Below are 22607 nucleotides of genomic sequence, written 5' to 3'. Positions count from 1 at the left end.
AGCGCGACCCTAATTCCAAACGGAAAACGCTCGAGTTGCCAGCACAGGATCGCGAGAAACTTCAATATCAACAGTCTCACTGTGCCATTTCGAGTAGGCAAACGGTTTTGACGTATCAAAGAGCTTGGCCATGTAGGAAGCATTTGACCAACGCTTCATTGCAACTTCGCGTGAAACCTCCTGAGAAAGTGCCTTCTCAATCCAAGAGTTCATCGACATTCCACTTTCAATCGCCCGCATGGCAACGGCGCGATGCACGTCTGGCGCGATCCTAACATTGAAGGATCCTTTGAATGGCTTGGACGGCTCTTTATTCTGCTCGATGCATGTTTGTATGTAGTCGTCCACAAGCTCCTCGAAAGCAGCCTGAACTGATCTCGCATCATCGCTCTGAGTTGTGACGTAGTCATCGATGTGCAGGATTTGGATTAGAAGTGTGCCGTCCACGAAAGTGACGGCCCCCTGGTAATCCTTATATCGAAGATGCGTCATATGATGCCTCGATCCTCAAGTTCTTTACGATGATTGCGCACCATTCCGGCGCCGAGCTCTGGCCCATGCGGCTTGTGAAGAATAATGATGTGGCCCGTATGTGGATTCTTGTACTTACGGCGACTCCCGCCGGTTTTGCCGGTGGGTAGTTCCTCGTATCCGAGCATTCGGATCATTTTTTCAAAGTCCCGCCATGGGTATGGACCAGAGCACGCCTTGAAGGCCTCTATGAGGCCGGGAAGATGAACCATTCACGCCGCCATCTAACTTCCCGGCACTCAACTTAGCAACTAAATTTTAGTTGCATACCATCTAAGGTTAAATCCGGGCAATGTGACTTCTTGGGCGTTAGTATGGTTGATTCCGACTGCTCTACAAGCTTGCCGAGCAAAAAAGGGCCTCGTGACTGCCCGAAACCACGTAGTCATCGCCGCCCTCCGGGCTTCAGCCGGACACATAAATTGGCAAGAGGCTGCTCAGCGTCCCGGCCGAGCAACCTCTCTATCGGATACCGGGTCCCCAAGAATGCCCGGCGCCACCGCATGGGCCGGAGGCTGGGCCCGAGCGGTTAACAGATGGTTAATGACTTCATTCAAATTCGCGGGGCACATCGCCAAAGCGACCTAGGATCACTGGCTCCTCGAAGTCGCCAACCTCCATGTCGCCGCTGCGGTTGAAGGTGATCGCCCCTCTCCGCTCCTTGGCGATGCACTATGCTCGGCAGATAGCTTCAGCCGGCCCGCTTCGGCTTACGCTCGACCACGACCATGGCCTGCTCGGCGGCGCGGCTCATCAGCGCGGCATATTCCTGGCCGAACAAGACCTGGCAGAAGCGGATCGCGGCCTTGGCCTGCATCTGCCGGTAGTTGCGCACGCGGGGCTCGCCGGCGCGCAGCGACTGCACCAGCGACTCCGTGGACTTCTCGACATATTGCTGCAGGTCGGAATAGGTCCGCAGCGTCACCTCGTTGATGGCGAGTTCGCTGGCATAGGTCCGGCACACCGCGACGAAATTAATCAGCGCCACGGTCTCCTCGACCTCGGCGAAATCGATCGTCGCCGTCGCGGCAATATCCTTGTCAGGGCGCTGGCGCAGCAGACGCCGCACCCTGCCCGGTACGCTCTCGATCTCCGACTGCAGCGTCGAGGAAATCTCCACCCGGATCGCCGCCATCTGGCGGCCCCAGGTGCTGTCGTTGCGCATGTCGAGTTCGGTGCGCAGGCCGCGCACGCCGTCATGGGCGATCTTGAGATGTTCGGGGGCGCTGTCGAGCTTGCCGCGCCTGATATCGGAGCGCAGTTCGGCCGCGACGCGATTGAGATCGGACAGCGCCATGGTCACGGCAATGCCATAGGGGGTGGCGGCCACCCGGATTTCATCGTCCGAGGCCGCGATCTTCACGGCCAGCCGGATGATCTGCCACGGCGCCGCCAGCCGCTGCATCACCAGCGACAGCGCGAATGGGAGCACCTGCGGCGTGGTCAGCGTCGGCACGTTCAGCGCGCTGTTGACCGAGGCAATCTGGCTATCGCCGAAGCTGCGCAGCACGCTCGGCAGCTTACCGGCAAAGGCATCGAGTTGCTCGCGCGCCTTCAGCACCGCGCCGATGGACGGCAGGTCCTCGACCGCATGGGTTGGCCCGATGCGGGCCGCTCCGCGATTGCCCGACGTGACAGCGGCAATGGCGGCTGCTGCCGCCTGCTGGAATTTCTTGACCGCGCGCTCGATGTCCGAAGCGCCCGGCTCGGGCGATGCCGAGACGGCCATCTCGAACTCGCGCACGGCATCTGCGGTGTCGCGCTCCAGCCACTGCCAGATCGGCAGCAGCGAGGCGCGCCGGATCTGCCCGGGCCGGACGTTACCGACGCCCTCGACGAGGAACGGCTCGAGCGATTTGAACACCAGCCGGGTCGGATCCTCGACCCGCGGACGCACCGCATTCTCGTGGCCACGGACGACGCCGCGCAGCTGGTCGAGCACGAAATTGGCGACCACGACGTCCTGGCCACGTTCGATGGCGCGCTCATATTCGCGCATCAGCAGCATCTGCGACTGCTCGGGCAGTTGCGCCAAATACTCCCGCAAGCGATCGATCGAGGTTTTGTTCATGCAGCCTTAGGAATCCGTGCTTTCCGGTCGATCTACAACCGAAAATCGCCACCGATTTTTGTAGCAGGCGCCCCGTTAAGAAGGCGTTGAGGAACCGGGATCAGGCCGCCGCCCAGGTGCCCTCAGGGCTGCGGCAGGCGGTGCCGCGGGCGGTCTTGAGATCACCATTGACGGTGACGGTGTGGGAAAAGCCACGGCATTCCCGGCCCTTCTGGTTATAGGCCGGTCCGGCGACGATATTGCCATAGCGTCCCGACGTGGCGTTGCGCCAGGGCACCGGAGCGCCGGGGGCGCCGCGGTCGAGGGCGGCGATCTGGGCCTCGTAGGCCAGCCGGCGGTCCTCGTCATTCAGCTGGGCGCCGAGCTTCGCACCGATCAAGCCGCCAAAGGCGGCATTGGTCACCGCCACCGCGGCGTTCTCCTCGGACAGGCCAACGGCCGACTTGGTGCTGCTATAGGCCCGGGCGATCGTATCGGTGCCGAGGCTCAGCCCGCCGTCCGACGTCGTCATATCGCAACCACCCAGCGCCAGCGCGACGGCGGCAACACAGAAGGCGTTGAACTTGACCATGGACCGCAGACCCCAAACGCAAACCGGAACACAGAAAACGTCAAAGACGTTACGAACGGGATAATTCGGGCGACAACGGGGCGCAAGAAGGCCGGAACTCAGACACCCGGCAGCACCAGTTCGGCCCGCAGCCCGCCGATCGGCGCCTTGCCGAGCGTCAGGCTGCCGCCATAGAGCGCGGCCAGATCGACCACGATGGACAGACCCAGACCCGATCCCGGCTTGGTCTCGTCAAGCCGCTGGCCGCGGCGCGCAACCTGGGCGCGCTCGGTATCGGACAGGCCGCGTCCGTCATCATCGACGACGATCCGCAGCTTCGACGCCGGATCGGCACCATTGGTGCGCTCCACCTGCACGTCGATGGTGACGTGGGAGTCGGCCCATTTGCAGGCGTTGTCGACGAGATTGCCGGCCATCTCCTCGAGGTCCTGCTTCTCGCCGCGGAATTTCGCCGCGGCAGCCGCGTTGAGATCGATGCTGATGCCGCGGTTGCGATGAATCTTCTCCATCGTCCGGCACAACGCCTCCAGCGTCGGCGCGACCTCGGTGACGGTGCCGATGATCGTGACACGCGCCGCGATCCGCGCACGCTCCAGATGATGCGTCACCTGATCGCGCATCACATCGGCCTGCTCCAGGACCTTGTTCGCAAAGGGGTCGACGCCCCGGCTGTTCGCCTCGTTGACGATCACCGACAGCGGCGTCTTGATCGCGTGGGCGAGATTGCCGACATGGGTGCGTGCGCGCTCGACGATGGCGCGGTTGGCATCGAGCAGCGCATTCATCTCGCCCGCCAGAGGTGAGATCTCGACGGGGAATGTGCCTTCCAGCCGCTCGGCACGACCAGAGCGGATATCGGCAATGGCATCCGACATGCGCTTCAGCGGCGCGAGGCCGAAGCGGACCTGGAAGATCGTGGTGAGCACGAGCACGATCGAGAGGGCAGCGAAAGTGCCGCCGAGATAATAGTCGAAGGTGCGGGTTTCCTCGAAAATCTCGGTGGCGTCGCCGGCGACGCTGATGCGGAATTTGCCATCGGCGCCGAGATCGACGGGACGTTCCACCATGCGCAGGCGCTGGTCTTCCGGCCCGTCCACATAGCCCTGGCGGATCCCCGACGCCGTCAGCTCGACGCCCTGGTCTTCGAGCTTGGGCAGCTTCTTGTCCCATAGCGAGCGCGAGGCCCGCATCTCGGTTTTCGTCCCTTCGGTGGGCGCGATTTCCCAATACCAGCCCGACAGCGGCAGTTCGAACAGCGGCTCGCCCAGCGATGGCATGTCGTGATCGGGCGCGTCCGGCGGATTGGCGACTTCGGCGACTAAAGTGCGGAGATAGAGATTGAGACGGCGATCGAAGGCCCGCTCGGTCGCGCTGCGATAGACCGAGGACAGGACGATGCCGGTGAGCAGGAGGATCACCACCACCCAGGCCGTCGCCGACAGGAACAGCCGCGTTGCGAGCGAGCTGTTGCGCATCAGCGCATGATCCCGGAGATGATCACGGCTGCGGCGGCGTGAGCAGATAACCGAGGCCGCGCACGGTCTGGATGATATCGACGTCGAGCTTCTTGCGGATGCGGCCGACGAACACCTCGATGGTGTTGCTGTCGCGATCGAAGTCCTGATCGTAGAGATGCTCGACCAGTTCGGTGCGCGAGATCACGCGGCCGGTATGGTGCATCAGATAGGACAGCAGCCGGTATTCGTGCGACGTCATCTTGATCGGATTACCGGAAACGCTGACGCGGCCGGTGCGGGTATCCAGCGAGACAGGTCCGCAAGTGAGTTCGGACTGGGCGTGGCCGGTGGAGCGGCGCAGCAGCGCGCGAATGCGGGCCAGCACCTCTTCGAGATGGAACGGCTTGGCGACATAATCGTCGGCGCCGGCATCGAAGCCCTGAACTTTATCGCTCCAGCGATCGCGCGCGGTGAGGATCAGCACCGGCATGATGCGGTTGTTGCGGCGCCAGGCTTCCAGCACCGAAATGCCATCCATCTTCGGCAGGCCGATATCCAGCACCACGGCGTCATAGGGCTCGCTGTCGCCGAGGAAATGCCCCTCCTCGCCATCGAAGGCGCGATCGACGACATAGCCGGCATCGGTCAGCGCCGTGGTGAGCTGACGGTTGAGATCGGGATCATCTTCGACGACGAGCAGGCGCAAGTGACTTCTCCGCGTTCAACACGCCCGAATTGATGCCCGGACGCGTGAACACTCCATGAATGGCGGCAGCCGCCACCTTACTTTTTCTTCACGACCGCTTTCACCAGCTTCTCGACCATCCCGGGCGCGTCCTGCCCGGTGAGCGCGCTGACCTTTTCGCGGGTGCGGCCGCTGATATAGACGCCTAGCACGCCGAAACGGAACCCCCAATAGGTCACCAGCAGCGCCGTGGCGTTGACCAGCGCATTGATGGTCTGGATATCCCCGGTCCAGAATTCGTGCATCAGCACACACCAGAGCGCGGCGCATTCTACCGTCAATTCCAGCGCGTAGGCCGGCCGCCACCAGCGCTGCAGCGGATCGTCGCTGGCGAGTTCGGCGCGGATCGTCGCCTGGGTTTCTGATATCGCCGCGCGCTGGGTTTCGGCCTCGGCGCGGATCATGTCGGCCCAATGCGCCTCGGCTTCGGCCAGCTTGGCTGGATCGGCCGCCGGCAGTGCCGCCTGCACCGCAGCCGGCGTCAGCGTCACCGAACCCACCGCCTTGGCGAGGATTTCGCCGGCCACGCCGCCCAGCGGTCCCCCCAGCGCCGTCCCCAGCATCGGCGCGCCCAGCGCAATCACCTGTTTGGCAAGGTCACCCCAGTCCATGGTCATGTCCTCCGGAAGGCCGCAACAAGCGCCGCGATGAAAGCGGAAAGATTGGTGGGCCTGGCTGTCGGCAGTTCGGGCGCCAGCGGCGGCGATGTGATCACGGGCGATAGCCCCGCGGGCGGCAGCCCCACGGACGGCGCGGTTGCCAGCGACACATCGCGCAGCGCAGCCTTCCATTTCGCCAGCCACGCCTTGCGCTCGGCGAGGCCCACGGTTCCGCCATTGAGCCGCCGTGTGACGCCGACGATATCGTCGGCTTTCGCGAACGGCAGGCAGCCGCAATTGATGAAATCCGACACAGCGCAAGTGAGGAAGTAACGCGGATCGATCAGGTATTCGGGATGGCTGACCACATCGATCCCCGTGGCCTTCTTCACCCGCTCATAGCCCTCGCGGCCCGTTGTCTGCGACCCACCCCGGCCGCGGAAATTCCAGCCGTCATCGGAGCCGACGGCGTTGCCCATGCGGCCGTTATAGACCTTGTTGGCCAGCGCCCGCGGATTGCCGGCATAAGGTTGCGCACTCGCCATGGTCGGAAATCGCGACGGCCAGACCTGCATCATCCGCCCGGCGCTGTAGTTCATGTTCTCGACGACGTCGCGCCCTGCTCCGCATTCGTGTGAGATCTGCGCCATCACATGCGCGACGAGCAAAGGCGTGGAGATGCCGTAGCGCACAAACACCTCAGGCGCGGTCGCGATGATGCCGGCCCTGAGCCCGGGGATCTTTTGATCGCCATTCGGCCACAGCCTGTCGAGCGCCTGCCTCAACGCGTCCAGATCGGTCATTTCGGATTTTCCGTTGTCATGAAATCAAAAAGCCGCCCCGGAAACGGGACGGCTTGGAAATTGTGCAGCGCGGCTGATTCAAAGGGATCGTGGCCCGCCGAGCATTGTCCGCCTCACATTAATGCGATAGCCAATGACGGCCGACGCCGCTGCGTATGGCGACGAACCAGCCGCCACTGCTATGCGCGTCGCCGCGCGCATGCTTGAGAGGAACGATGAAGTCAATCTTGCTTGGATTGCGCGAGCGTGCGCTTCACACTACCAAGATGCTCTCAATGCTGGAGCGTATTGCCAGCAAGGTCGAGGGCGATGGTAAGGGAACCACCGCGGCGGCCGGATCCCAGCCCAACTTTCCCGATATCAGTCACGTGCTGCACGACTCCCGCTCGGCATTCCTGCGCGCGATGCCGCGCGTGTCCGGGACGATCATGAGCGCGGGCTGTGCCGGCACCTGGTATTTCGACTGGGTGGCATCGAGAACGACGCATGCCGGGCGCCACATCGGCATCGAGTTCTACAGCCCCAAGCCGGATGACCTCCCCAGAAATGTCGACTGGATCGTGAACACGGTCGGCAACATGGAGGGCGTCAAAGACGAGGAATGCGAGCTCGTATTTTCCGGTGAGAATCTCGAGCATCTCTGGCCCGAAGACGTCATCGGCTTTTTCCTCGAAAGCTGGCGCGTGCTGAAGCCTGGCGCAGTTCTCGTTGTCGACAGCCCCAACCGTTTGGTGACCGAGCCGCTGATCTGGAGCCATCCCGAGCACACCATCGAGTTTACGCCCGATGAAGCGCGGCGACTTGCCGAACTGTCCGGCTTTGAAGTCACTGCCATGAAGGGCATCTGGATCGCCAGAGACCCGGACACAGGACGCGTTCTGCCGCTTGCGCCAAATGACAGTCCCGCGGATTGGCCTGCCGTTGAGCGCATTGCAGCGGCATCTTCGAACCCGAACGACTCGCTGATCTGGTGGATGGAAGCCAGGAAGACGGGAACGCCCAAGCCCGACGAACTGAAATCCTTCGTCGATGGAATCTTCGAGACCGCCTGGGTTGAGAGATCCGGCAGATTTCAGACGATCGTCGGAACGCGTTCGCCCGGGAACAAGTCAGTCTCCTGTGCAGCCGGCGCCGCCGGAGTCCTTGTCTATGGCCCCTACATGCCATTGAAGGCGGGACCTCATTCGGCGAGCTTCAGCATCAAGGCCGAGGCCGTGGCCGACAAGAACGCGGTGGTTGTCCGCTGCGACGTCCTCGGCAACAAGGCCCAGGTCCTGGCGGTCAAGGAACTGACGGTTGACGATCTCGCCCGACAGAATGGCGAGGTGCGGCTTGAGTTTGACCTTCCCGAGCTCGAATTCGGCATCCAGGCCCGGTGCATATCTACAGGAGTGGCCGCCCTGGAATGCAGGCTTCCGGTGGTCATCCTGTAGTGAGCCTGGATCGCTACGGGTGTAGGCGCTGTGACTGCCAGCTCACTCCTAGAAGCGTTCATCTATGCATAATTAGCCGGTCGCATGAGGCTGGCCGAAACTCGCATCGTCGCGTCAAGGGCAAAACGCCCTAAGCAAGAAGCTCTGCCGCCACGCGACCGATCTTGACGGCATTTTTCAGGCTTCTCAGACAGGGGAATCCCCGCGTTGCATGTTTACGCAGTAGCTGAGCGACTATAGGTTACTCGGCTAGAGGCAAGGGGCTGGGCGTGGGAACTTTACGTTTTGCATTGGCTATCGTGGTTGCGTTGTCACACACCGGCACGGTGTTCTTTGGCTACAACACTGGCGTGGTTGCCGTCGTATCTTTCTTCATGATCAGCGGCTATGTGATGGCTCTACTGGTTGAGAAGCACTACGGTTCGGTTGGCCGCGTCGGACACTTTTATCTGGATCGCGCCGCTCGCCTCTTCCCACAGTTTTGGTTGTACTGCCTCCTTGGAGGATTGATGCTTTGGTGGACCGGCTACAGGGACGTATTCTCAAGTGGTTGTACCGGAGGCAAGGTCGCTCTTAACGCACTCGTTATTCCACTCAATTTCTTTCAGTTCGGGAACCTCGAGAGCTGCATGCTCATTCCACCAGCTTGGAGTCTCGGGCTTGAGATCACCTTCTATCTTGTTGCTCCATTTTTTCTCCTCTCACCCAAAACGCGATGGATATCGCTGCCCGCATCGCTGCTTGTTTTTGGAGCGGCCTACATCGGCGCGATTGACTCCGACATGTTCGGCTATCGACTATTGCCGGGCGTGCTATTCATTTTCTTAACGGGCGCTGCATTTTCCGGACGCGACCGCTTATCGAAGATCATCCCCGTTACCGTGTGGGTATTGGCTGCCGCATCTGCGGTATTCTTTCCACCGAACGACACAACCTCACCAATGATAAAAGAGGTTCTTTTGGGTGTAGTTCTTGCTATTCCCGCGCTTGCGATCACGCGACGACTGCCTCACTTCAAAATTGACGATGTTCTCGGAAATCTAAGCTATGGGATTTTTCTCAACCACTTCCTGATCATATGGGCACTTCGACATTTTGGCCACGAGACAGACTGGGTATATTTTCTCATCTTGTTCTTTTCCTCAGCCGCACTCGCGACGATTTCTTTCCACCTGATAGAAAGGCCCGTCATCTCTTGGAGGAGGTCGTTGCGCTCGCGCAACGACCTAAATCTCGGCGTCGGCCTGAACCCAGCCACAAGCGAGATTGAAATAGAGGGGCGATACGCCGCCGGAGGCTAACCTTATAGAGCCGCTCAAGTTTAGGCTCACGACACGTTGCAAAGCGGCCAGTAGAATGGGATCGACGGTCGCCTTACGTGCTTGGTTGCACAGATAGAATTCCATCGCACGGAGCGCGATAATGTTCAATACAGGCCTACTAGCACCATTTCTCAAACGATCACGGCGCTCGACGCCCCAGCGAGTGGTGCATACTCCAGAGCCTGTGCAACTTCTGGCGCAATCAGCACCGGAAATGCGCAAGTTTTCGTCGATTGAAGAGTTTGATGAGTTCGATCGTGAACTTCGTGCAACAGGCGATCGTGACATGGTCCACATCCTGTCAAATAGCTATTTGATGCCGATCGAGATCAATCACTTTCCGAGTGACCCGTTTTCAGAAGAATACATGCAAGCTGTTCTTGCACTTCACGCAAGAATATCGGGCCGATCGAATTACGACGCTCAGACAATGGAATTGTCCCCGATCAGCTTCGAAGAAATGATAGCAACGCCTTCCGCTTACCAAGGGTCCAGCGAATGGCTAGGAAACCACTTGGAGAGCTACGGGCACGTCATCAAAAAACTCGACGTCAAGCCAGGCATGTCAGTAGTTGAGTTTGGGTGCGGGGACGCTGAAATATCATTGCATCTTGCACGCCTTGGATGTTCCGTAACTGTCGTCGATATCGAGAAGACTTGCATCGACGTTGTGAGGGAAAAGTCTCAAAGAATGAAACTAAGCATCGAAGCAATCCATGGCGGCTTCGACGCTGACCTCGGTGATCAGAAATTCGATCGCGCCTTTTTCTATCAATCCTATCACCACGCTATACGGCATCGTGAATTGCTGGATCACATTGCATCGATGTTGAAGCCAGACGGTTTCATAGTATTCGGCCCTGAACCAATTATCGACCCGAACGGACCGTGGCGTCACGCAGTTCCTTATCCTTGGGGACCGCGTTTTGATGGCCTATCCCTGAGAGCGATGCGCTCCTATGGGTGGATGGAACTCGGGTTTCAAGAAGCATACTTCGCGGAAATGCTTCGAAGAGCGGGATGGTCATATGATCTGCAGAAATCAGAAACCAACGGACTCGTCTTCAGCGTGACCGCCAAGCGACCTGCTGCTATATCTCGCTAGAGACTCTCAAAACACCAAAATTGTTTCCGATCATGGCGTACCAACGTCCGACTGTGAGCCCCGAAAACCCGGTGACAGAAATACGACCACCTGCTGCACTCAAGATGTTCCCACTTACGCTGGGTGATGCGGTAGAGGGGTTAGCAACGTAGTTATCCGATGTAGTAAAAGTCCCTACGGTTGCAACAGTCGGAGCGAGTCTCATCGGTGGCTGCAGAATCGCATTAAAGTTGATTGTTGTTGTGCTGTTATCCGCGACGCCTGTGAGCCCCTCCAACGTCCGGAAGTATGAAACACATAACCCAAATTCCTGCCCGTAGAGCCGCTGATCATACGTCGTCGCGACGCCTCCTTCTTCCAGCTGCACATTCGTGATGCCGAACGTGTCGTTGGCGGTATACGACTTGTCATCGTTCCAGACGACGACGGCGAGGTTGTTGAACGTGCCATTGAGCACGGCGCTCACGCTATACTGGGCCGAGCTCGTCGTGACATTCAGATTGGCGGGCGTGTTGGCCCAGCTCCAGTTCGCCGCCAGCGTCGGCGTCACGCCATCGGCGCCCCATGACGCGACGGGATCGCCGGTCGTGGCATCTTCTGTACCGCCCCATTGCGCAATGCCCGCCTTCATATTGCCCAGGCGCGCATTGCCGACCTGCATCAGCATCGACAGCGTCACGGTCTTGCCCCGCAGATCCTTACAGTTGCGCCCCTCGATGACCTGGAAGAACCCGCCCTTGTCTGTCGAGCCTGAAAACTGAAAGACCGCGCCGGGAACGTTGCCGCCCGCTGCATTGAAATTGTCGGCGAAGATGGTGGCCGACGTGAACTCGCCGATCATGCGCCACCGGTCGGCGCTATAGGCGTTGTCGGTCACGCCGCCTCCTGCACCGCGCTGATTGATGGCGAACTGACCGTTGATGATGCGATTGCGGCCGAGCACGCCGGCATTGGCGCGCGCCTGCGCCTGCTGCGTGGCTGTGAGGGATTGGGCGCTGTCGGCACGGATGCTGGTGCCGCCGGAGATCGATTGCCAGCGGGCGGCGGTGCCGTTGTAGCGCAGCAGTGCGCCCTGCTTCGCCATCAGCGTGAGATGGCCGCCGAACGCGAACCTGTTGGCCGCTGCGGATGCGGCGCTGTCGTCCAGCAGCGTGATCGGCTGGCCGCCCACATTGATGAGGCTGACGATGCGTCCCTCGCTGCCGCCGGCCAGCCCCGAAACGCTGCGCGCCGCGTCTGCCGACAGCTGCAGCACCGCAGCCCCGGCGGCGCCTGCCGGGCCGTAATCATTCACATTCGCAGTGAGCTCGGCCGGAGCCACGACGCCGGTCAGCAACAGCCCGCGCGGCAGCGTGGCATTGCCGCTCGCCGGGTCCACCATCAGGGCCTCGATCCAGCTTGATCCGTCCGGCGAGACCTTCAGCTTGAACGCATCGGAGCCGATCAGGCCGAATTCCGCCCGGCCGGAATAGGCATCCGAGAACACGACCGACGCCGCGCGCGCCGCGCTGTCCTTCGAGACCTGCACCCGCATGTCACCGGTGCCTGCATCGGCCGCGCCAATCGCTGCAAACAATGCGGCGTTGGATTTGACGCTGAGCAGATTACTGCTGTCGGCGGAAGTGTTGATGCCGAGATGCGGCACGCTGTCCAGCGAGGGGGAGCCCACGGCACGCCACAGCGTGCCGTCGAACACCACCATCACGTCATCGGCGATGGACCAGACGCACCAGCCAGGCTTCGGCGCAAGAAACGCCCAGGCGCCATCCTGCCACGTGGCGATCGCCAGTGCGTGGCCGCTCCAGGCACCGCTCGCACCCGCGGCCACCACATGGCGTTCGCCCTCGACCGGCGATGCCGGTGGCACGGTCCGCGTCATATCACGCACCGAGATCTGGATCGCGGCGTCGAGAATGCGCAGCGCCTCGTTATGGGTGACGTGTTTCTGCGCCTGCCCGCCATCGATGAAGGGCAGTCCAAGATTTGGCGTGTCGGTCATATCGGCCTCAGAGCGTCAGGATTAGTTCCGTGGAATGGCCCGCCCCCACCGTGCCGGAGAGCTGCGCGACGCGCAGATGCAGGCTCGGCTGCGGCGCGCCGAAATCGGCGACCTCGTCGGCCACCGCATAGAGCGCTTGCGCTGTGGTGCAGACGATACTGCGGACGACGGAGCTACCGTCGAGGATCTCCAGCCGGTACGCCTCGCCGTCTTCGCCGAGGGGCACTTCGGCATTCCAGCCATCGCCGTCGAGACGCGTGCGCCTGATCCAGGAAATGTGGACGCCGTCCGCCTTGCGCGCGGCTTTCACATGCACCGGCGCCAGTGGCAGCAGCGCGCTGCGATCCGGCGTCAGCACCAGCGCGACCGCCGAGGCGTCGTCATGGCTGCGGCCGTTGCCGACGACGCGCAGCGAGAGCGGTCGTTCGAGTGCGTCGAGGCCCCGTGCGATCGGCACCAGGCTTCTGTCGAGCATCACGAATGGCGCACCGGCCGGCAACAGCGCTGCCATTGCGGATTCCGAACCCGCCTGCCCGCGCAGCAGCCGCGACAGACGATAGGTACTGGCCTCGACCAGTTCGGCATTGGCAAACTGGATGATCTCCCAGTCGCCTTCCGCATTCTGCACGGCTGCGGAATTGCTGCCGCCCAGCACCCGCGCATCCGATAGCGAAGCCAGCGCACCGCCATGCAGCCGCACGCGACATGTCGTGGCATTGTCCCATCGTGCGGTCGGCCCGGCCGGCAGCGCATCCAGCGTCTCGCCGATGACCGCGGGCGTCGCTGCAACCGCGGCCACCTGGAAACTCGCGCCATCCCTGGATTGCCAGACCACCACCGAGCCCGGCCATGGATTGGCAAACAGCGCGAGCCGGGTCAGCACGTCGGCATTGGCGCCGTCGATCACCGGCAGGTTCAGCGCGATCGCCTGCACCGGCCCGAGCGCCGCCGGTACCGGCGGCAGCTTGATCTCGGGCGCCAGCAGCGGCACGGCAAACACGTCGGGATCGATGCCGCGCGCCGTCACCTGCCGCGCCTGTGTATCGACGAGCCCGCTGATCTCGAACAGCCGTCGCCGCCCGTTCAGCGTCAGCCCAATCACATCGCCCGGCGCCAGCGCCAGCGCGTTCATGCCGAGCGCGAATTCGGCCCGCTCTCGCCCGGCCCACAGGTCCTGCAGCCAGACCTCGGCGCGCTGCGTCGCCGCTATATCGCTGGTGATGACGGCAAGGTCCGCATGCAGCATGCGGCTCGCGCCGCCGGTGAGTTTGCGCGATGTCACCGCCGAGCGCCGATAGTCCGTCAGCGCATCGCTGAAACCGATACTGACCTGGCGGGGCAATTCAGTCTCCTGCGCGCGCACCAGCCGCGCCAGCGCGCCGTCATCGGCTGCCACCAGATCGTCTTCGGTGAATTCCGCTGCGGGCAGCCCGCCGCGCGGGATGAAACGCAAAGTGCCATCGGCCGCCGTCGCATCAAAGGCATAGGCCAGTGACAGCGGCTCGATCATCGCCCGCGGCGCCATCGGCCGGTCCACCACATAACCATCGCAGCCACCCAAGAGTGCCGACGCATCGATCCCCGTCACGCCGGCGTCAACAGCCAGCCTCTCGACCAGCGCATCCAGCGGCGCACCGCCGAGCCGGCCGTTCAGCCAGTGACCGGTATGCCAGTTGGCGCCGTCGCCCCAGATGTCATCGGCCGCGGGAAAGATTGGATAGGGCCGCGAATCCCAGGTCCACATGTGAATGGCGGATACGTCGATCATGCGGCCGCCATAGACAGGCGACACTGGATTCTCCGCGTCGCTGGCGCCGAAGGCCGGATCGAAGGCGGAGATCAATGCTTCCAGATGACGCCGCTGCATCAGGTCGTCGCGGACGCCGCTGGAGAAATACGGCGCAAAATTCTCCGACGATTTCGGATCGGGAAACACGCTCGGCTGGTTGGCGCCCTTGTCGACCGCGGGACAGCCGACTTCCGTCAGCCAGATCGGCTTGCTGCGCGGAACCCATGCGGTCGCGCTGCCGAGCTCCGCATGGCCGACGCGCTCATGATGCGCATTGCCCCACCAGTTCCAGAGATCCTTGACGCGATGGATCCACGGCTTGCCGAGACCATCGGTGATGGCAACACGATCCTGCGCATCGCGTGCATCGTCATCCGGATAGTACCAGTCATAGGCCTCGCCGCCGGCCACATTGCCGCGCAGATAGGCGCGATCATAGATCGTGTCGGCGAGATCGCGATCGAGATGATCGGCTTCATCGCGCCAGTCGGATAGCGGCGCGTAGTAATCGATCCCGACCGCATCGATCGCGGCCGATGCCCAGAGCGGATCGAGCGGAAAACGGATCTCCGACGCGTCCGCGCCAACGACATGAGCGCCGTATTCGGTCCAGTCCGCGCCATAGGTCACCGCCGTGCCGCCCCCGACGATCGCCTTCACGTCGGTTGCGAGCGCCATCAGTTGAGCGACAGCGGAATAGACGCCGGGCGCCGAGCGCACGCGCGTCAGCCCCGGCAATTCCGAGCCAATCAGGAAGCCATCGACGCCGCCGGCAAGCGATACGAGCTGCGCATAGTGCAGCACCATCCGGCGATAGTTCCAGACACCTCCGGCGAAGAAACTGTCGATCTGCGCGCCGGCCGTTGCGGTGCCGTCAGGCGAGCCCGGTCGTCCCGGTGCGGGATCACAGGTGATGCGGCCGCGCCAGGGATAGGCCGGTTGCGTGCCCGCTCCGCTCCACGGATCGGGCAAGCCATTGCCGGATGACACGTCCATGATGACGAAGGGATAGAAAGTGATCTTCAGCCCGCGCGCTTTCAGCTCGCCGATCAGATGCATGACGCTGTCGTCGGACGGCGTACCGCCGAATGCCGCGCGTCCGTCGATTTGCGACACCACATAGGCGGAGGGTCGCGTGACGCCGGTCACCGACCAGGACAGCGGGCTGGTCGTCTTGGCGGGATTGTCGATACCCGGCCGCACCACGCAATATTCGGCGCGCAGATCCGAGCCGAACCACGCCACGACGATGGCGACGCGTTGCAGGTTCGGGCACAGGCCCTGCAGATCATCCAGCGCCGCCACCACATCGGACCGCGCCGAGCCGTGATGACGGTTCTCCGGCGCCGATTGTCCCGGGCCTAGCAGCTGCACCACCGTGGACGGCTCATAGCCGAATTCGGTGGTGCCGGGGATCAGCGTCACCGCGCGCACCATCTGTTCGAGCAGGCCGATCGGCCGGATGATCTCGAAGGACAGTTGCGGAAGCCGGTTACCGAAATTCGCGAGAGGCAAGCGCTCGAACACGACATAAGCCAGCCCGCGATAGGCCGGCGCGTTGCCCGCGCCCTCTTTCGCAACGATCAGCCCGTCCGGCATCTGGTCTTCGGTGCCGCGATAGACGCGAAGATTGATGCCATCGAGATCGAGCGGCTTGCCATCGGCCCAGATCCGCCCGACGCGGCCGATCACGCCGTCACACAGGCCCACCGCGAAATTCGCAAAGTAACTATAGGTCGTCGTCGTTGTGGCCGGCCCGCCGCCGAGACCCTTGCCGCCATTGGTCGGCACCGCCTCCGACGTTGCAACTTCCTCGATCCGCGTCGCCCAGATCACCTGGCCGCTCAACCGCGCACGGCCATAGACGCGCGGGATCGGCGCGCCCTCGGTCGACGCCATCACATCGAGATCGGCCAGTTGCGGCCCGCTTGTGGTCTGATCATTTGAGCCGAATAGCGCGCTATCGACCGCGCCGCCGAGCGCCGCACCGGCGAGCTGGCCCGCAATCGCACCAAGCGGGCCGAACAGGCCACCGATCGCGCTTCCCGCGGTCGAGAGAACCAGTGTGGACATCAGCTCACTCCGGGAAAGCGAAACGCAAGAGCAAGACGACGACGCCACCACGGTGTCAGGGCGACCTCGCAGACGGCCGCACCATCATGGGCATGAATCATTGTGCCCGCGCCGCTCGCAATCGCAGCATGTTTGGCGACGAAACCGTCGCGCCAGCGAAACAGCAGGACGTCGCCGGCGCCAACCTCATCCACGGCAATCGGCAGCAAATGCCGCAGCGCCGCCTGCGCCAGCGCCTCCTCGCCTCGTGCCTCCGCCCAGTCCGGCGCGTAAGGCGGCGGCGCTTCCGGCTCATCGCCGATGCAATGACGCCAGACGCCGCGCACGAGGCCGAGGCAGTCGCATCCGACACCTTTGAGCGACGCCTGATGCTGATAGCGCGTGCCGATCCAGTCGCGCGCCTCGCTGACGATGGCGGCCCGCGTGAGCGTTTCGATCATATTGTCTATCCCGCAATCCATGACTGCACTGCGCGCACGCCACGGTCTGACCGCATTCTGCGACGACACATCTTGTTCCTGTGATCGGCTCTCATTCGATCGAATGACGCTTCGCCTCGCGCAGCACTGCTAGCAGCATGCCCAGCGCGCCCCGCTTCGCGGCGAGGCACAAGCAAGAGGAAACGAGCGATGACACATGTCGGAAAGTGTTTCTGCGGCGCGGTCGAACTGGAAGTGGACGGCGCGCCGGAGGCGATGGGTTACTGCCACTGCAGTTCATGCCGTTCGTGGTCCGGCGGGCCGGTCAATGCCTTCAGCCTGTGGAAGCCGAGTGCCGTGCGGATCACCGCAGGCGCCGAACATATTGCGAGCTTCCAGAAGACACCGCTCAGCCAGCGGCAATATTGTGCAAAATGCGGTGGACACCTGCTGACCAATCATCCGACATTCGGTCTGGTCGATGTCTTTGCGGCGACCATCCCGACACTTCGTTTCGAACCCGGTGTCCACGTCAATTATGCAGAGGCCGTGCTGCCGATGAAGGACGGCCTGCCGAAGCTCAGGGACTTTCCCTCGGAACTCGGCGGCTCCGGCGAAGTCGTCACTGAATAGACATCACGCGCGAGGTCCCATGAACGATCATATGAAACGCAAAGTGAAGTGCAGGCTGTTCGGGGCGGCGCTCGTCGCCGCCCTCGCCGCGCTGACACATCCGGTCGCGGCTCAGGTGCCGTCCGAAATTGCCGAGCCGGATGCCACGACTGTCGCGATCTATCACGGCGAAGGCGCTCAGGTGTATGAGTGCATGGCCGCCTCCGACGGCAAGCTCTCCTGGACCTTCCGCGAGCCGATCGCCACACTGCTGTCCAATGGACTGACCGTAGGCCGCCACTATGCGGGCCCGCATTGGGAACTCACCGATGGCAGCACGCTGGGGGGCAAAGCGGTTGGCCGCGTACCAGGTAAAACCGCGAGCGATATCCCGTGGCTCAAATTGACGGCGACTGACCGGCATGGCGACGGCAAGCTCGCAAAGGTCGACGTGATCCAGCGCATCAACACCAAAGGCGGCGTTGCCACCGGTTCATGCGATCATGCCGGCCAGTTTCTCAGCGTGCCCTATTCGGCGGACTACGCATTCCTGCGCAAGAATCGATAGTTCCAGTTAATCGAAAGCACAGCGACATGATGCGATGGGCCAAAACCGGAAGTCGTCACCTCACCACGCATACCGCACTACGCCCTTGCCGGCGTAGCTCCTGGTGAGCTGGGAGAACTCGCCTTCGAAGGTGCTGGCGACGGACCAGCCGTTCAGCCATTTCTTTTCGACGGAGGCGGTGACGAGTGCGGAGTCGCTGGCCTGCGCGGCGCCGCCAACGACAAAGGATGCACCCGGCAATGTCTGGAACGTCGCACCGATGCTGCGGCCGGGATTGAAACCATGCGCCCATGCCAGGCGCCCCCGCAGCGTGACGATTCCGTCCGGCATCGCATATGATTTGTCGCTGCGCAGGCCGAGTTCGCTGCGCGTATCGGTGACACTCTTTGATGCGTAGGCCAGCGCAAAGGTGTTGACGCCGGTGACCGCCTGCTCGGCATAGGCCGGCAGATCGAAGGTGGTGAACTGTCCTGCCGCGTAGGGCGTGATGCCGATGCCGCCCATCCACGGGCTGACAAAGCGATAGCCGCCTTCGACGCGACCCGAGAAGGCATTGGCGTTGAACTGCGCGCGCAACTGGTCGATGCCGGCCACCGTCACGGTGCGATTGGTGGTGATGTCCTGCCAGCCATAGGCTAGCGCGCCGGAGAGATACGCCGCACCCGCATTGTGCCGGATGAAGGCGCCGGCCTGGAACATATCGGATCGGCCAGAACCGCCATTGACGACACTGAAGGTCGTACCACCGCCCGCCAGCGCAAAGCCTGCCAGCGTATTCGGCGAGATACGGTAGTCGGCGCCGACCGCGATGCCTGCGATGCGGCTGGTCGTGTTGTTGGAGCCGAGTGTCGTGTTGCCGTTCGTGGTCTGCGAGCCGCCATAGCCTGCCGCCCACACGCTCCAGCGCTGCGCGAACGGATCGGCCATGACCGGCGCCTTGGTGAACATCGCATGGGCATCGCGCGCCGCACCGGAGCGCGGCATGTCCGGTGAGGCATAGGCCGATGCACCCGCGGACGATCCCGCTGAAACCGGATCGCCGCGACCGTCGATGAAGGGATCGGTCATCACGCCCATGAACTGGTTCATCGCACTGAAGGTCGTCTGCTGCGAGCCGGTGGCGGTCTCGCCCGATACCTGCGACAGCGCGGATGAGAGATTGCCGCCGGTGAGACCAAACAGCGCGACAAAGGCTGGCGGCAGCGCACCGCCAGTGTTGAAGAAGTTGTTGAGCGCACCCGCGACATTCTGCTGAGTGCCGCCCAATGCTCCGCCGAGGCCGAGCGACGCCGTGAGATTCAACAGCACGTCGGTCGGCGTGTAGCTCAGGCCGACGTTAAAATTCGGCAGCCCGCTCACGCCACCGAAACTGGTGCCGCCGAGGCCGCCGGCCGCCGACAGGATGGTGTAGTTCTTGCTGACATAGCTGCCCGGCAGGAAGACCGTCTGCACGGTGGCGCCAGTGAGCGTCGCGGCGCCTGTGACATTGGTGCGGTCGGCCGATGCCGAGACCTCGACGCGGTAGATGCCGCCGGCGCCGAACGCCAGATTGCCGCCGACCGTCAGCGTGCCAATCGAATTGCCGGGCGCGAGCACGCCGCCGCCGTTGATGGTAGCACCGCCGACGGTGCCGGTGCCGCCGAGCGTGCCACCGGCATTGACCGTCACCGCCGAATTGGCGATGGAGCCATTGACCGCCAGCGTGCCGCCATTGACCGTGGTCGCCCCGCTATAGGTGTTGGTCGCGGTCAGGATCGTGGTGCCGTTCTCCACCGTCACCGCCCCCGCGCCGGAGATAATCGGGGCGAAGTTGTAGTTCGAGGCGGTGTGGTTGAAGACGATGCGGCCGGTGCCTGCCCCGAACGCGACCGAGGGTGTGGTCAGCGTGCCCGGCGCGGCCGCGGCCTGGCCGGAGGCGGCGCCGATATTGAGCGTGCCGGTCGAGCCGGCCAAAGCGGCGATTTGCATGCCCGAAGCCGTCGAGACGGCGCCGCCATTGGCGATCGTCAGTGTGCCGGTGCCGGAATTGCCAACAAAGAGCGTGCCGGAATTGGCCCAGGACGAGCCGGCGCCATCAACCGTCACGGTGCCGGTCGAGCCGGCATTGACGCCGATCCAGCCGGTGACGTTGCTCACCGCGCCGCCGTTCTCGATCGTCAGAGTGCCGGCGCGGGAATTGCCGACCGAGAGGTTGCCGGAATTGGTCCAGGACGACCCGGCGCCGTTAACCGTCGTGGTGCCGGCGTTGATATAACTGGTGTAGGTGTTCGCCTTGCCGCCGTTCTGGATCGTCAGCGTGCCGGTGCCGAAAGAGCCGACAACGAGGCCGGAATTGGTGAAGGACGACCCGGCGCCATCCACCGTCACGGTGCCGGTCGAGCCGGCAAGTTCGCCGATAGTGACGACGCCGGGGCTGCTCGCCGCGCCGCCGTTCCGGATCGTCAGCGTACCGGTGCCGAGAACGCCGACATAGACATTGCCGGAATTGGTCCAGGACGACCCGGCGCCGTCGACCGTCACGGTACCGGTCGAGCCGGCATGGACGCCGAGCAAGCCGATGCCTGCGTTGCTTACCGTGCCGCCGTTCTGGATCGTCAGCGTGCCGGTGCCGGCAACGCCGACGTTGAGCGTGCTGGAATTGGTCCAGGACGAGCCGGCGCCGTCAACCGTCGCGGTGCCGGTCGAGCCGGCATTATTGCCGACATAGCCGTCGGCGTCGCTCACCTTGCCACCGCTCTGGATTGTGAGCGTGCCAGTGCCGAAATTGCCGACATAGAGCCCGCCGGAATTGGTCCAGGCCGACCCGGCGCCATCAACCGTCGCGCTGCCGGTCGAGCCGGCAGTGAAGCCGAGAACGCCGGTGACGTCGCTCACTGCGCCGCCGTTCTGGATCGTCAGCGTGCCGGCGCCGGAATAGCCGACAATGAGAGTGCTCGAATTGGTCCAGGTCGAGCCGGCGCCGTCAACCGTCGCGCTGCCGGTCGTGCCGGCAGTGAAGCCGAGATAGCCGAAGCCGGCGTTGCTCACCGCGCCGCCGTTCCGGATCGTCAGCATGCCGGTGCCGGAGCGGCCTACATAGAGGTCGCCGGAATTGGTCCAGGCCGAGCCGGCGCCATCAACCGTCACGGTGCCGGTCGAGCCGGCAAGGGAGCCGAGATAGCCGGTGACGTTGCTCACCGTGCCGCCGTTCCGGATCGTCAGCGTGCCGGTGCCGGAATCGCCGACAATGAGGTCGCCGGAATTGGTCCAAGACGAGCCGGCGCCGTCCACCGTCGCGGTGCCGGTCGAGCCGGCATTAACTCCGAGATCGCCGGTGAGGTTGCTCACCTTGCCGCCGTTCCGGATCGTCAGCGTGCCGGTGCCGGAATTGCCGACATAGAGGTCGCTGGAATTGGTCCAGGTCGCGCCGGCGCCATCAACCGTCACGGTGCCGGTCGAGCCGGCAAAGTAGCCGAGAGAGCCGAAGCCGCCGTTGCTCACCGCGCCGCCGTTCTGGATCGTCAGCGTGCCGGTGCCGAAACGGCCGACAACGAGGTCGCCGGAATTGGTCCAGGCCGAACCGACGCCGTCAACCGTCGCGGTGCCGGTCGAACCGGCATTGGCGCCGAGATAGCCGTAGTTGCTGCTCACCGTGCCGCCGTTCTGGATCGTCAGCGTGCCGGTGCCGGAATAGCCGACAAAGAAATTGCTGGAATTGGTCCAGGCCGCGCCGGTGCCATCAACCGTCGCGGTGCCGGTCGAGCCGGCAAGGGAGCCGAGATAGCCGGTGAGGTTGCTCACCGTGCCGCCGTTCCGGATCGCCAGCGTGCCGGTGCCGGAAACGCCGACAATGAGAAAATGCGCCTGCGCGCCGGCCGCTCCGACCACTGTGGCATTGGGCGCAACGGTGTCGATATTCACGTCGACCGCGCTGGTTGGAACGCCGGCCGACCAGTTGGTGCCGATGAACCAGTCGGTTGAGGTGCCGCCGGTCCAGTCGGTGGCGCGCGACGGCGTCGATGTTGCCAGGACCAGTCCGAGCGCCACCATGGAGCTGGTGCCCAGCAGGCGACGGGACGACGCCTCCAAGGTCAGCGCCGCAAAGCGGCTATTCGATCGCTTGCGCGCAACAATGGCCGCACCGGTTTCCAGCGCGCCTTCAGACGCTACAAAATAAGACAAACAAATCTCCCCGCAGCCCAAATAGCGACGTCTGAAATTCCGTTGCGCCTTTGCGGCGCCCGTCGTGCTTGGACCCGTTAAGCGGGGTTCTGTGCAAACAGGTTAGCGGGGTAAAACATCGCGGAGTCCAACCAATATCGGTCATCCGACAAGGCTCGCCGCCGTATTCGGCCGATTGCGTCATTAATATCACAGGAGGAACGCGCACTGGATATGAACGTCCAATGAGTCCACGCTCTGGTTCAAATGACGGCGCCGCAAGCGCCGTCATCATCGCGATGAGCCCTGTAACGAAGCAGTGCAGTCGCTTGCAAGCGCGCGACGCGCCATTGCCAGGCGACAGAAAAGG

17 protein-coding genes are annotated in these 22607 nt (G+C 63.0%); 5 read left to right on the top strand and 12 right to left on the bottom strand.

Going from position 1 to position 22607, the window contains the following annotated elements; genetic code table 11:
- Positions 1-9: 9 nt before the first annotated feature.
- The 8 genes from AB8A27_RS07345 to AB8A27_RS07310 form a co-directional block, all read right to left on the bottom strand.
- The gene (locus AB8A27_RS07345) at positions 10-492 is read right to left on the bottom strand and encodes a type II toxin-antitoxin system HicB family antitoxin (RefSeq protein WP_441241351.1); all 483 of its coding nucleotides are present in this window, start codon (positions 490-492) and stop codon (positions 10-12) included.
- Positions 489-743: a type II toxin-antitoxin system HicA family toxin gene (locus AB8A27_RS07340; protein WP_441241350.1), complete on the bottom strand. Its 255-nt coding sequence runs from the start codon at positions 741-743 to the stop codon at positions 489-491. The genes AB8A27_RS07345 and AB8A27_RS07340 overlap by 4 nt, the downstream gene beginning before the upstream one ends.
- Positions 744-1222: 479 nt before the next feature.
- The gene (locus AB8A27_RS07335; protein ID WP_441241349.1) at positions 1223-2602 is read right to left on the bottom strand and encodes a hypothetical protein; all 1380 of its coding nucleotides are present in this window, start codon (positions 2600-2602) and stop codon (positions 1223-1225) included.
- Between the two features lie 100 nt (positions 2603-2702).
- Complete coding sequence (locus AB8A27_RS07330; protein ID WP_441241348.1) at positions 2703-3173, bottom strand: RT0821/Lpp0805 family surface protein; 471 nt, start codon at positions 3171-3173, stop codon at positions 2703-2705.
- 98 nt (positions 3174-3271) lie between these two features.
- Positions 3272-4648, bottom strand: a complete 1377-nt coding sequence (locus AB8A27_RS07325) for a sensor histidine kinase (RefSeq protein ID WP_441241347.1) — start codon at positions 4646-4648, stop codon at positions 3272-3274.
- Positions 4649-4670: 22 nt separating this feature from the next.
- A complete protein-coding gene (locus AB8A27_RS07320; RefSeq protein WP_089267078.1) occupies positions 4671-5336 on the bottom strand; it encodes a response regulator transcription factor in 666 nt (221 codons plus the stop codon).
- A 77-nt stretch (positions 5337-5413) separates the two neighbouring features.
- A complete protein-coding gene (locus AB8A27_RS07315; protein WP_441241346.1) occupies positions 5414-5986 on the bottom strand; it encodes a 3TM-type holin in 573 nt (190 codons plus the stop codon).
- Between the two features lie 2 nt (positions 5987-5988).
- A complete protein-coding gene (locus tag AB8A27_RS07310) occupies positions 5989-6777 on the bottom strand; it encodes a glycoside hydrolase family 19 protein (RefSeq protein WP_441241345.1) in 789 nt (262 codons plus the stop codon).
- 275 nt (positions 6778-7052) lie between these two features.
- Here AB8A27_RS07310 and AB8A27_RS07305 point away from each other — a divergent pair, with 275 nt between their 5' ends.
- The 3 genes from AB8A27_RS07305 to AB8A27_RS07295 all read left to right on the top strand — a co-directional run bounded on the left by AB8A27_RS07305 (position 7053) and on the right by AB8A27_RS07295 (position 10637).
- On the top strand, positions 7053-8210 hold the full coding sequence (locus AB8A27_RS07305) for a methyltransferase domain-containing protein (protein WP_441241344.1): 1158 nt from the start codon (positions 7053-7055) through the stop codon (positions 8208-8210).
- Between the two features lie 269 nt (positions 8211-8479).
- The gene (locus tag AB8A27_RS07300) at positions 8480-9511 is read left to right on the top strand and encodes an acyltransferase family protein (RefSeq protein WP_441241343.1); all 1032 of its coding nucleotides are present in this window, start codon (positions 8480-8482) and stop codon (positions 9509-9511) included.
- A gap of 121 nt (positions 9512-9632) precedes the next feature.
- Positions 9633-10637, top strand: a complete 1005-nt coding sequence (locus AB8A27_RS07295; protein WP_441241342.1) for a class I SAM-dependent methyltransferase — start codon at positions 9633-9635, stop codon at positions 10635-10637.
- On the opposite strand, the gene AB8A27_RS07290 is transcribed toward AB8A27_RS07295, so the two are convergent.
- From AB8A27_RS07290 to AB8A27_RS07280, 3 genes are read right to left on the bottom strand one after another with little or no spacing between them, the layout of a single operon-like run.
- Positions 10624-12636, bottom strand: coding sequence for a DUF2793 domain-containing protein (locus AB8A27_RS07290; RefSeq protein ID WP_441241341.1), 2013 nt, complete (start codon positions 12634-12636; stop codon positions 10624-10626). The genes AB8A27_RS07295 and AB8A27_RS07290 overlap by 14 nt on opposite strands.
- A 7-nt stretch (positions 12637-12643) precedes the next feature.
- Positions 12644-16498: a baseplate multidomain protein megatron gene (locus AB8A27_RS07285; protein ID WP_441241340.1), complete on the bottom strand. Its 3855-nt coding sequence runs from the start codon at positions 16496-16498 to the stop codon at positions 12644-12646.
- Positions 16498-16938: an NlpC/P60 family protein gene (locus AB8A27_RS07280; RefSeq protein ID WP_441241339.1), complete on the bottom strand. Its 441-nt coding sequence runs from the start codon at positions 16936-16938 to the stop codon at positions 16498-16500. The genes AB8A27_RS07285 and AB8A27_RS07280 overlap by 1 nt, the downstream gene beginning before the upstream one ends.
- Before the next feature lie 189 nt (positions 16939-17127).
- Here AB8A27_RS07280 and AB8A27_RS07275 point away from each other — a divergent pair, with 189 nt between their 5' ends.
- On the top strand, positions 17128-17550 hold the full coding sequence (locus AB8A27_RS07275; protein WP_441241338.1) for a GFA family protein: 423 nt from the start codon (positions 17128-17130) through the stop codon (positions 17548-17550).
- Between the two features lie 19 nt (positions 17551-17569).
- Positions 17570-18097, top strand: coding sequence for a DUF3455 domain-containing protein (locus tag AB8A27_RS07270; RefSeq protein ID WP_441241337.1), 528 nt, complete (start codon positions 17570-17572; stop codon positions 18095-18097).
- A 60-nt stretch (positions 18098-18157) separates the two neighbouring features.
- Here the strand turns inward: AB8A27_RS07270 and AB8A27_RS07265 are convergent, their stop codons facing one another.
- On the bottom strand, positions 18158-22258 hold the full coding sequence (locus AB8A27_RS07265; RefSeq protein WP_441241336.1) for an autotransporter domain-containing protein: 4101 nt from the start codon (positions 22256-22258) through the stop codon (positions 18158-18160).
- Between the last annotated feature and the right edge of the window lie 349 nt (positions 22259-22607).

The sequence above is a fragment of the Tardiphaga sp. 768_D3_N2_1 genome (genome assembly GCF_052076105.1).
In the GTDB taxonomy this organism is placed as follows: domain Bacteria; phylum Pseudomonadota; class Alphaproteobacteria; order Rhizobiales; family Xanthobacteraceae; genus Tardiphaga.
Note: the sequence above shows the minus strand (reverse complement) of the source record. Positions and strands in the feature narration are given on the sequence as shown.

Coding starts and splice junctions, on each gene's coding strand:
- AB8A27_RS07285 (WP_441241340.1), bottom strand. CDS start 16,498: ATGTCCACACTGGTTCTCTCGACCGCGGGAAGCGCGATCGGTGGCCTG.
- AB8A27_RS07290 (WP_441241341.1), bottom strand. CDS start 12,636: ATGACCGACACGCCAAATCTTGGACTGCCCTTCATCGATGGCGGGCAG.
- AB8A27_RS07275 (WP_441241338.1), top strand. CDS start 17,128: ATGACACATGTCGGAAAGTGTTTCTGCGGCGCGGTCGAACTGGAAGTG.
- AB8A27_RS07305 (WP_441241344.1), top strand. CDS start 7,053: ATGCTGGAGCGTATTGCCAGCAAGGTCGAGGGCGATGGTAAGGGAACC.
- AB8A27_RS07325 (WP_441241347.1), bottom strand. CDS start 4,648: ATGCGCAACAGCTCGCTCGCAACGCGGCTGTTCCTGTCGGCGACGGCC.
- AB8A27_RS07335 (WP_441241349.1), bottom strand. CDS start 2,602: ATGAACAAAACCTCGATCGATCGCTTGCGGGAGTATTTGGCGCAACTG.
- AB8A27_RS07295 (WP_441241342.1), top strand. CDS start 9,633: ATGTTCAATACAGGCCTACTAGCACCATTTCTCAAACGATCACGGCGC.
- AB8A27_RS07280 (WP_441241339.1), bottom strand. CDS start 16,938: ATGATCGAAACGCTCACGCGGGCCGCCATCGTCAGCGAGGCGCGCGAC.
- AB8A27_RS07315 (WP_441241346.1), bottom strand. CDS start 5,986: ATGGACTGGGGTGACCTTGCCAAACAGGTGATTGCGCTGGGCGCGCCG.
- AB8A27_RS07330 (WP_441241348.1), bottom strand. CDS start 3,173: ATGGTCAAGTTCAACGCCTTCTGTGTTGCCGCCGTCGCGCTGGCGCTG.
- AB8A27_RS07270 (WP_441241337.1), top strand. CDS start 17,570: ATGAACGATCATATGAAACGCAAAGTGAAGTGCAGGCTGTTCGGGGCG.
- AB8A27_RS07345 (WP_441241351.1), bottom strand. CDS start 492: ATGACGCATCTTCGATATAAGGATTACCAGGGGGCCGTCACTTTCGTG.
- AB8A27_RS07340 (WP_441241350.1), bottom strand. CDS start 743: ATGGTTCATCTTCCCGGCCTCATAGAGGCCTTCAAGGCGTGCTCTGGT.
- AB8A27_RS07310 (WP_441241345.1), bottom strand. CDS start 6,777: ATGACCGATCTGGACGCGTTGAGGCAGGCGCTCGACAGGCTGTGGCCG.